Source organism: Phenylobacterium sp., from assembly GCF_036495085.1.
Lineage (GTDB): Bacteria > Pseudomonadota > Alphaproteobacteria > Caulobacterales > Caulobacteraceae > Phenylobacterium.
On the sequence record NZ_DASXNL010000006.1, the window covers coordinates 37,370 to 44,704 of the forward strand.

A 7,335-nucleotide genomic window follows, 5' to 3' on the forward strand; every position below is an offset into this window, starting at 1 on the left:
GCCTAGCCCGGAGCCGCTGCCCCGCGGTCAAGCGGCTCCGGCTCGGCGCTCGATCAGGTCTATTCGGCGAGGAAACTCGCCGGATCGATCTGTTCGGGACCCGAGGCGTCCTTCGGGACGGGATAGAGCGTGTAGGACAGGCGCTGGGCGATCGTCCGCCCGCCGCGATGTTCCTTTCTGAAGGTCTCCGGATCAGGAAATTCCGACGCACTGTCTATGTACGTGAATGATTTGCAGTTTTCCGCTAGCGCCGGGCCAAAGGCATACTGAATGCGGTAGGCGCCGTCCGGCAGGGGCCCCACGCTCGCCTTCCCGCCCTTGCCGACAAAGAACGCGACCTGGGTGATGCCCGACACGGCCTCGCGAACCTTGATGATCGCGGGTTTGCCAGAGACGTTGTTGATTTCCAGCTGATGTCCGAATTCCGATTGGTCGAGGTGGCCCTGCAGCACCTCCCCATCGGCGGGCGCTCGCGCGCAGGTCGGGGCGATGGCGGCTTGCTGAGCGCTTGTTTCGGTGGCGCGCAAGGGCGCCGGCGCAGCGTTGAGCGCCGGGGCGTGGGCTGAATAGACCAAGGCTGCGACGGCAAGCGGGACGAACAACCCCATGGCCGCCTGCGCCGCCACGTTGGCGGGCTGGGTCTTCCAGGCATCCGGGAGTGGAGGCGCGTCTTGCGGAACGCCTGCCCGACGCAGTTGCGTGAGCATCTGCATGGCCTCCGAGGCATGTTCCGACCCGGAGGCGGCGACTTGTCGAGCCAGGGCATGGGCGATCGCCAGCTCGCCCTGGGAACGAAACGCCAGCGCGTTTTGCCAGAGAAGTCCGGCATCGGCGTCGTCCGGACGCCGCCCGCCGTTGGCATTGCGCAATATCGAAAGGGGCGTCCAGAACAGCCCCTGTACGCTCCACCATCCGAGCACGGCGGAGATCGCCGTACAGCGCAGGCCGGTCCTGCCGGCGCAGCCCGCACAGTAGATCCCCTCGGACGGATTTCGCCAGGTCGCGACCAGGAACGATACGACTGACCAATGGACAACGCGTCGCGGCTGGATGGTCGGCCGGCGGCAATTCGAACAGCGTATGGGTTCGAGCGCTTTGTATGCAGGCGGCCGGTTCGCGACCTCGTAGGACACGTCGTATGTCCGCCTCCTGTCGATGTCCGACAGGACGGCATAGGCCTCGCTTATCACCTTGAATCGCGCCGCCGCCGCGGGAGCAGGATTTTGGTCCGGGTGGCATTCCTTGGCGAGGAGGCGGAAAGCGCGCTTGATCTCGTCGGCTGTCGCCGTGGGGGCGACGCCGAGCAAACCATAGTAGCTGTTCTGAATACGCTGCCCCACGCTCGCCCCATTTGTTCCCGGCCGCGAGGATAGGTCGGGCATGGATATGGCCACAACCGCCGTGCGCGTTCCACGCGAGCTTGCGGAAATCTCTTCACAGGTCGAGCAGGCTGGGGTCTGCTCCTGCTGAAGCTGTGCTGGAGCGGGTCGCATGAAACGAGGTGTCGCGGTGCTGGCCGGCGTCGTCGCCGGGCTGCTGCTGGCGGGGACAGCCGAGGCGCGCAAGGCGCCGCCGCCGCCCGGCGACTGGTGGACGGGCTATCTGGAGGGCTCGCGGCTCGTGAAGCTTCCGGATGGACGCAAGATCAACCTTTACTGCGAAGGCCATGGGGCGCCGTTGGTGGTGCTGGATTCCGGCCTGGGCGATGGAGCTTCGAGCTGGCGGATGGTGCAAGACCAGATCGCCGCCAGGACGCGGGTCTGCGCCTATGACCGGGCCGGCTATGGCCGAAGCACGCCGGGACCCGAGCCAAGGGACAGCCGCGCCCTCGCCGCGGACCTTGCCGCTACGCTGCAGGCCGCGCGCGAGCCCGGCCCTTACATCCTGGTCGGCCACTCGCTGGCCAGCTTCAATCTGCGGCTCTTTGCTTTCGAGCATCGCGGCCAGGTGGCCGGCATGGTGTTGGTCGATCCTTCAGCCGACCGGCAGTTCGACCGCATGACGGCTGTCGTGCCGAGGGTGCCAGATATCCTCAAGGCGGCGGACGTCGGCCTTCCGCTATGTGCGCAGTCGCCTCGCCCAAGCCGGCTCGAGAAGGTCTGCGTTCGATCCGCGCCGGCGGACGCGCCGCCGGAGGCTGCGGACCTCTACGCCCAGGCTCAGGGGCCCGACTACTACCGGACGCAGCTGTCCGAGCAGATCGCGTTCGAGAAAACCGACAGCAAGGAGCTGATGGCAGCGCGGCGCTCGCTGGGAACCATGCCGCTGGTCATCCTGACCGCCGGGGCCAACACCATGCCGGGCCTCTCCGCCGACGAGACAGCCGCGATCCGCAAAGTCTGGACGACGATGCATGAGGAGATGGCGGAGCTGTCGCGACGCGGCGTCGATCGCGTGGTGCCCGACGTGACCCACTACATTCATCAGCAACGGCCGGATATCGTGCTGAACGCGGTGTTCGAGGTGCTCGACGCAACGCGCAGATAGGCGACGTCGACGCATACGGCCGGCCGCGGCCGCTGCGCGCGGCCGCTTGGCGCCAAAACGGATGGCGCGAGCGGCGGACGGGGCGCCCCCGCCCGCCGGCAGGCGCTACTTCTTAGGCGCTGCGTCGGACTTCGCGTCGGCAGGCGCCGGTGTGCCGGCTTCGGCGGGCTTCGCAGCGTGCTTCTTCTTCGTCGAGTGCTTGGCTGAATGAGCCGCCTTATCCGAGGGGTTCGGAATGGGCTGCATTGTCGCCTGAGCAAGCGCGGAGCTGGCCATGAAGCCTGTAGCGACGAGCGCCAGGCCAATCGTCCTTAGTTTCACGTGTTTGTCTCCCTCTCGCGGCCCGGACCAGTTTGGGCCAGACTCAACCTTACTACCGTAATCCAGAGCGACGCCGTTGTGGAGATGGCGCCGACACAGCTTACGGTGGAGCGAGCGTTTTGGGGATAGCCGGGATTCGCCGCCTGACGACCTTCTTGGCCCTCCTGTCGCTCGCCCTCGGCGCGCCGGGCGCAAGAGCAGCTCCGGCGGACGCCAAGACCGTCACTCTGCCCGGCATCGCCTATCAGGTGCTGGTCGCCGGGCCGGCGACGGGCCCGCACCCGACGAGGGCGGACACCATCACCATGCGCTATGTCGGCCGGCTCGAAAGCGGGGAGGTGTTCTCGACGTCTCCCGCGGACGGGTCCGGGCTCTCGACCTTCGGCGTCAAAGAAGTGATTCCGGGAATGAGTGCGGCGCTCCAACTCATGCGGCCCGGCGATCGGTGGCGGATCACCATGCCGCCATACCTGGCCTACGGCCCCGGACGCCCCCTCGAGACGCCGGCGAGCGCAGCGCAAAACTCCCAGGTGACGCAGAGGCGAGGCATACCGCCGGAAGCGATTCTGGTCTTCGACGTCGAACTGGTGGCCATTGCTGCGGCGAAGGTTCCGTAGCGGCGTCAATGTCTTGGGCGGCTGCGCCGAAAGCGGAACCTCAAACCCTTGCGCGGCGCGCCGGGACGTGGCCCCTTAACCCCCGACCGTCGAGCGAGCGAACCATAAGGTCTCGCGCTTCGGGAACGGCGGCGGGGCGAGGTGGCGTGAACGGGGACGCGACAAAACCACCTGCGGATGGCCCACCTGCGGACGCCAGGGGGCAACGCCCGGCCAGCCGGTCGGGGCGCTTCCTTGGGCTGCTCGCCGCTGTGGGCTTCTCGCTCGCTATGTGGGCATTTCTGGCCATGGCGGTATTGGGTCTGATCCTGAAGATCCTGGGCTGAGCCCTCCGCGATGTTCCAAATATCGGGCCGCGACTCCATTGTGGGTGTAGGGTCGCCAAATGGTCGACCTCACCGACGTTCAGTTGAACGCGCTCGAAAACCTCGCCCGAAAAAAGACGGGTGCGGAAGCTCCGTTCATCAACATTGGGGCGGCTCGGACGCTCACTGACCTGGGCCTCGCGGAGCGTAGCCGCGAAGGATGGGACATCACGCCCGAAGGCTCAGCATTGCTCGCCCGGCGTGCCGGGCCGCCAAGGTAGGAGCGCCCTCGGCGCCCCGGCACGGGTCTTGAAACGCCCGCCCGCAGTGAGCCGAAACAGAACACGTTCGGCGAACACTGGAGGCAGAGACATGACATTCGCCGTAGTTGTCGCGCGTACCAGCCTGAACGGCCTGGAGTATCTTGAGCGTGAGACGGGACGCGCCCAGTGGGTGGGCAGCGCTCAGCACGCCGTCCGCTTTCAGAACATCCGCGAAGGCACCCGCGCGGCGCTTCGTCTGCCGGGGTCGATGCGGGCCTTCGCCTTCCCCATGGAATCGATGGCGGAGCTCTAGCGACGCCGTTTTGGATTGCCGCCGCGCCGTCCGATAGGAGAGGATCGTCCGCAGCCGCCTTAGGGGACAATCCACATGGCCGAAACGATCCTGGAACCCGATCTGCCGATCGTGGATCCGCATCATCACCTATGGGACCGCCGCAGCTACGTAGCGCCGGGCGCCTCGGCGGCTGCGCCTGAACACCCCTTCATGACCGCGATCGCCGATGCGCGGCGTTACCTGCTGGACGAGCTCTTGGCCGACACGGGCAGCGGCCACCGGATCGTGGCGACTGTCTTCGTGGAATGCGGCGCTTTCTACAGGGCCGACGGGCCCGTGGAGATGCGAACGGTCGGCGAGACCGAGTTCGTAAACGGTGTCGCCGCCATGAGCGCGAGCGGCATGTACGGCGACACCCGCGCCTGCGCCGGCATCGTCAGTCGCGCGGACCTTTCCCTGGGTGACGGCGTGGTTCCGGTGCTGGAGGCCCACATCGCAGCTGGCGGTGGGCGTTTTCGGGGCATCCGCAACTCGGCCTCTTTCGAGGATGACAAGGAAGTGCTGGGCCCACTCAACAGGGCGGAAGCCGGACTTTACCTTTCCGACAAGTTTCGCGAAGGCTTCAGGCGCCTGGCCCCGCTAGGGCTCTCCTTCGACGCCTGGCTCCTCGAGCCACAGCTGCCGGACGCGATCAGCCTCGCCCGCGCCTTCCCGGAAACCCACATCGTCCTCGACCACGTCGGCACGCCGCTCGGCCGGGCGAGCTATCAAGGCAAGCTCAAGGAGCGCTTCCCGATCTGGCGGGAGAACGTGCGCGAACTCGCCAAGTCGCCGAACGTGGTGGTGAAGCTGGGCGGACTGGCCATGGCCTTCTGCAACTTCCCCTCGTTCCTGGCCGAGCCCAGGGCGCCGTCGGAGCAGCTGGCCGCCGAGTGGAGGCCGTATATCGAGACGTGCATCGAGGCATTCGGACCCAAGCGCTGCATGTTCGAGAGCAACTTTCCCGTGGACATGGGGAGCTGCGACTACGCGACCCTGTGGAACGCCTTCAAGCGCATCGCCAAGGGTTATTCGCCCGATGAGAAAACCTCACTTTTCTCCGGGACGGCGGCAAACACCTACCGTCTTGGACTGCAATGAGGGGCCTGCTCCTACTTGCCGCGCTGACGGCCTTCAGCGCGGCGCCGATGGCGACCTTGGCCCAGCCCGTATCGCTGCCCCCGGCGGTCTTCACTGACCCTGCGTCCGATACCGCCAACCCGCCGCGGATGGAGGTTCTGCATATCCCGAGCGGTGGGGTGGAGATCAACGGAGTCGCATATCTGGCCGGCGGCGCGGGGCGCCATCCGACCGTGGTCCTGCTGCACGGCCTGCCGGGCAACGAGAAGAACCTCGACCTGGCCCAGGCGATCCGACGGGCGGGCTGGAACGTCGTGACCTTCAACTATCGCGGCTCTTGGGGCAGCCCCGGGACCTTCAGCTTCGAGGGGAATCTGGCCGACGCCAAAGCGGTGCTGGCCTACCTGCGCGACCCTGCCCACGCCTCGAGCCTGCGGATCGACACCACCCGTTTAGTGATCGCCGGGCACAGCATGGGCGGCTGGGTGAGCGCGCTCACCTCGGCCCAAGACCCGGGCCTGGCCGGCACAATACTCATCTCTGCCGCCGACATGGGAGGACAGGGAGCCACGGCCGCCGCGAAGACCGCGGTCGTGAAGTCGATGGCCGGCAATATGGAATCCCTGGCGGGGACCTCCCCTGAGAAGATGGCCGACGAAGTCATCGGCCTCACGCCGAGGCTTTCGTTCAACGCCCAGGTGGCCCGCGGCCTCGCCGGAAAGCCGCTACTGGTGTTGACCTCGGATGACGGACTGGCGCCTGGCGCCGAGAAGCTGGCCAAAGCGGTTCAGGACGCGGGCGGCAGGTCCGTCACGGTTCGGCACGAAGCCACCGACCATGGCTGGAGCGGCCGGCGGATTGCGCTGGAGGCCGCGGTGATCAGCTGGCTTGCGGAATTGAAGTAGCCGGCTGCTCGGCTGCGATGTCGACATCGCGGCCGAGCCGATGGAAGCGTGTGTCGCCCTGCACGACCTGGCGGTAGCGGGCAAGGTAGATCGGCGCGATGGCCATCAGCACGCCTGCCATGTCTGCGAACATGTTCGGGGGCGAGAGCTCATGACCATCGACGCAGGGTGCAATCCCGACGGCCAGCATCAGCCACATCGCGACCGCGGCGATGTCGCCTCTGCGGATGAACGGCAGGGTTCCGTAGGCCCCAGCCGTGACGCCGTAGAAGATCAGTGCGCCAACCCAGGCTCTCTCAGGTGAGATCGCGGCGGGGAGAGCCAGCGGCGCCACCAGCATCACGGCGCAGGTCAGGACGACCAGTGCTGAGACGAGACGCGTCGTGCGAAACGGAACAGTCGGAAACACCTGGCGGACCCCAGATTGACGAACTGCGTTGTTATGCGCCCATCGCCGTCAATTCAGGGTGAACTTACGTGGTTAGCATCGACTGAAGCTGACGCTTTCCATCATTCGAGTGGTTTGCGCGGTGCGCGGAGGGCTTGTAGGGGTGCATCCATGAGCGGAGTTTCCGACATCGCCGTCTACCAGAAGCTCACGGCGATCGCCGACGAGCTTGACCAACTGGCCGGCGAGGGCGCGACCCTGGTTGGCGAAGCGGCGCTGCTCACCGCCGCCCGCACCGTCCGCGGCATGGCGAGCGCGGTCTACCAGCACATCATGAGCGACAACGACGAGAGCCTGGACAGCTAGGCGGCAAGCAACCGAAGCGGGGGACGCGCATGAGGACCTGGACGATCGCCGCCGCGGTGGCGGCAGGTTTGGCGTTGAGCGCCGGCGTCGCCTGGGCCGAGGGCCCGCCGGCCGAACTGAAGCCCGCCCACGTGGCCGGTCCCGGGCTGAACGTCAGCGACCTAGAGGCGCAGAAGACCTGGTACATGGCCAAGCTCGGCATGGTCGTCTCCAATACGATCCAGCGCGCCGGCAAACCCTACGAGTACATCATGGGCTTCGGCGACGGG

11 protein-coding genes are annotated in these 7,335 nt (G+C 66.7%); 8 read left to right on the forward strand and 3 right to left on the reverse strand.

Going from position 1 to position 7,335, the window contains the following annotated elements:
• Positions 1-59: 59 nt before the first annotated feature.
• Positions 60-1,340 (reverse strand): J domain-containing protein, encoded by a 1,281-nt coding sequence (locus tag VGI62_RS00745; RefSeq protein WP_331502470.1) that lies wholly within the window; start codon positions 1,338-1,340, stop codon positions 60-62.
• A gap of 151 nt (positions 1,341-1,491) precedes the next feature.
• Between VGI62_RS00745 and VGI62_RS00750 the strand changes: the two genes are divergently transcribed.
• Complete coding sequence (locus VGI62_RS00750; protein WP_331502471.1) at positions 1,492-2,487, forward strand: alpha/beta hydrolase; 996 nt, start codon at positions 1,492-1,494, stop codon at positions 2,485-2,487.
• Between the two features lie 105 nt (positions 2,488-2,592).
• Here VGI62_RS00750 and VGI62_RS00755 read toward each other — a convergent pair whose 3' ends face one another.
• Positions 2,593-2,808: a hypothetical protein gene (locus tag VGI62_RS00755; RefSeq protein ID WP_331502472.1), complete on the reverse strand. Its 216-nt coding sequence runs from the start codon at positions 2,806-2,808 to the stop codon at positions 2,593-2,595.
• 119 nt (positions 2,809-2,927) lie between these two features.
• Between VGI62_RS00755 and VGI62_RS00760 the strand changes: the two genes are divergently transcribed.
• From VGI62_RS00760 to VGI62_RS00780, 5 genes are all read left to right on the forward strand, one after another.
• Positions 2,928-3,425: an FKBP-type peptidyl-prolyl cis-trans isomerase gene (locus VGI62_RS00760; RefSeq protein ID WP_331502473.1), complete on the forward strand. Its 498-nt coding sequence runs from the start codon at positions 2,928-2,930 to the stop codon at positions 3,423-3,425.
• A gap of 385 nt (positions 3,426-3,810) precedes the next feature.
• The gene (locus tag VGI62_RS00765) at positions 3,811-4,011 is read left to right on the forward strand and encodes a hypothetical protein (RefSeq protein ID WP_331502474.1); all 201 of its coding nucleotides are present in this window, start codon (positions 3,811-3,813) and stop codon (positions 4,009-4,011) included.
• 91 nt (positions 4,012-4,102) lie between these two features.
• Positions 4,103-4,306, forward strand: a complete 204-nt coding sequence (locus VGI62_RS00770) for a hypothetical protein (RefSeq protein ID WP_331502475.1) — start codon at positions 4,103-4,105, stop codon at positions 4,304-4,306.
• Positions 4,307-4,381: 75 nt separating this feature from the next.
• Positions 4,382-5,428, forward strand: a complete 1,047-nt coding sequence (locus VGI62_RS00775) for an amidohydrolase family protein (RefSeq protein ID WP_331502476.1) — start codon at positions 4,382-4,384, stop codon at positions 5,426-5,428.
• The gene (locus tag VGI62_RS00780) at positions 5,425-6,312 is read left to right on the forward strand and encodes an alpha/beta hydrolase (RefSeq protein ID WP_331502477.1); all 888 of its coding nucleotides are present in this window, start codon (positions 5,425-5,427) and stop codon (positions 6,310-6,312) included. The genes VGI62_RS00775 and VGI62_RS00780 overlap by 4 nt, the downstream gene beginning before the upstream one ends.
• Here the strand turns inward: VGI62_RS00780 and VGI62_RS00785 are convergent.
• Positions 6,287-6,721 (reverse strand): hypothetical protein, encoded by a 435-nt coding sequence (locus tag VGI62_RS00785; RefSeq protein WP_331502478.1) that lies wholly within the window; start codon positions 6,719-6,721, stop codon positions 6,287-6,289. The two genes, VGI62_RS00780 and VGI62_RS00785, sit on opposite strands and share 26 nt — an antisense overlap.
• 150 nt (positions 6,722-6,871) lie before the next feature.
• On the opposite strand from VGI62_RS00785, the gene VGI62_RS00790 reads away from it, so the two are divergent.
• The gene (locus VGI62_RS00790; protein ID WP_331502479.1) at positions 6,872-7,066 is read left to right on the forward strand and encodes a hypothetical protein; all 195 of its coding nucleotides are present in this window, start codon (positions 6,872-6,874) and stop codon (positions 7,064-7,066) included.
• A gap of 29 nt (positions 7,067-7,095) precedes the next feature.
• On the forward strand, positions 7,096-7,335 hold a 240-nt coding region (locus VGI62_RS00795), incomplete at its 3' end, for a hypothetical protein (RefSeq protein ID WP_331502480.1).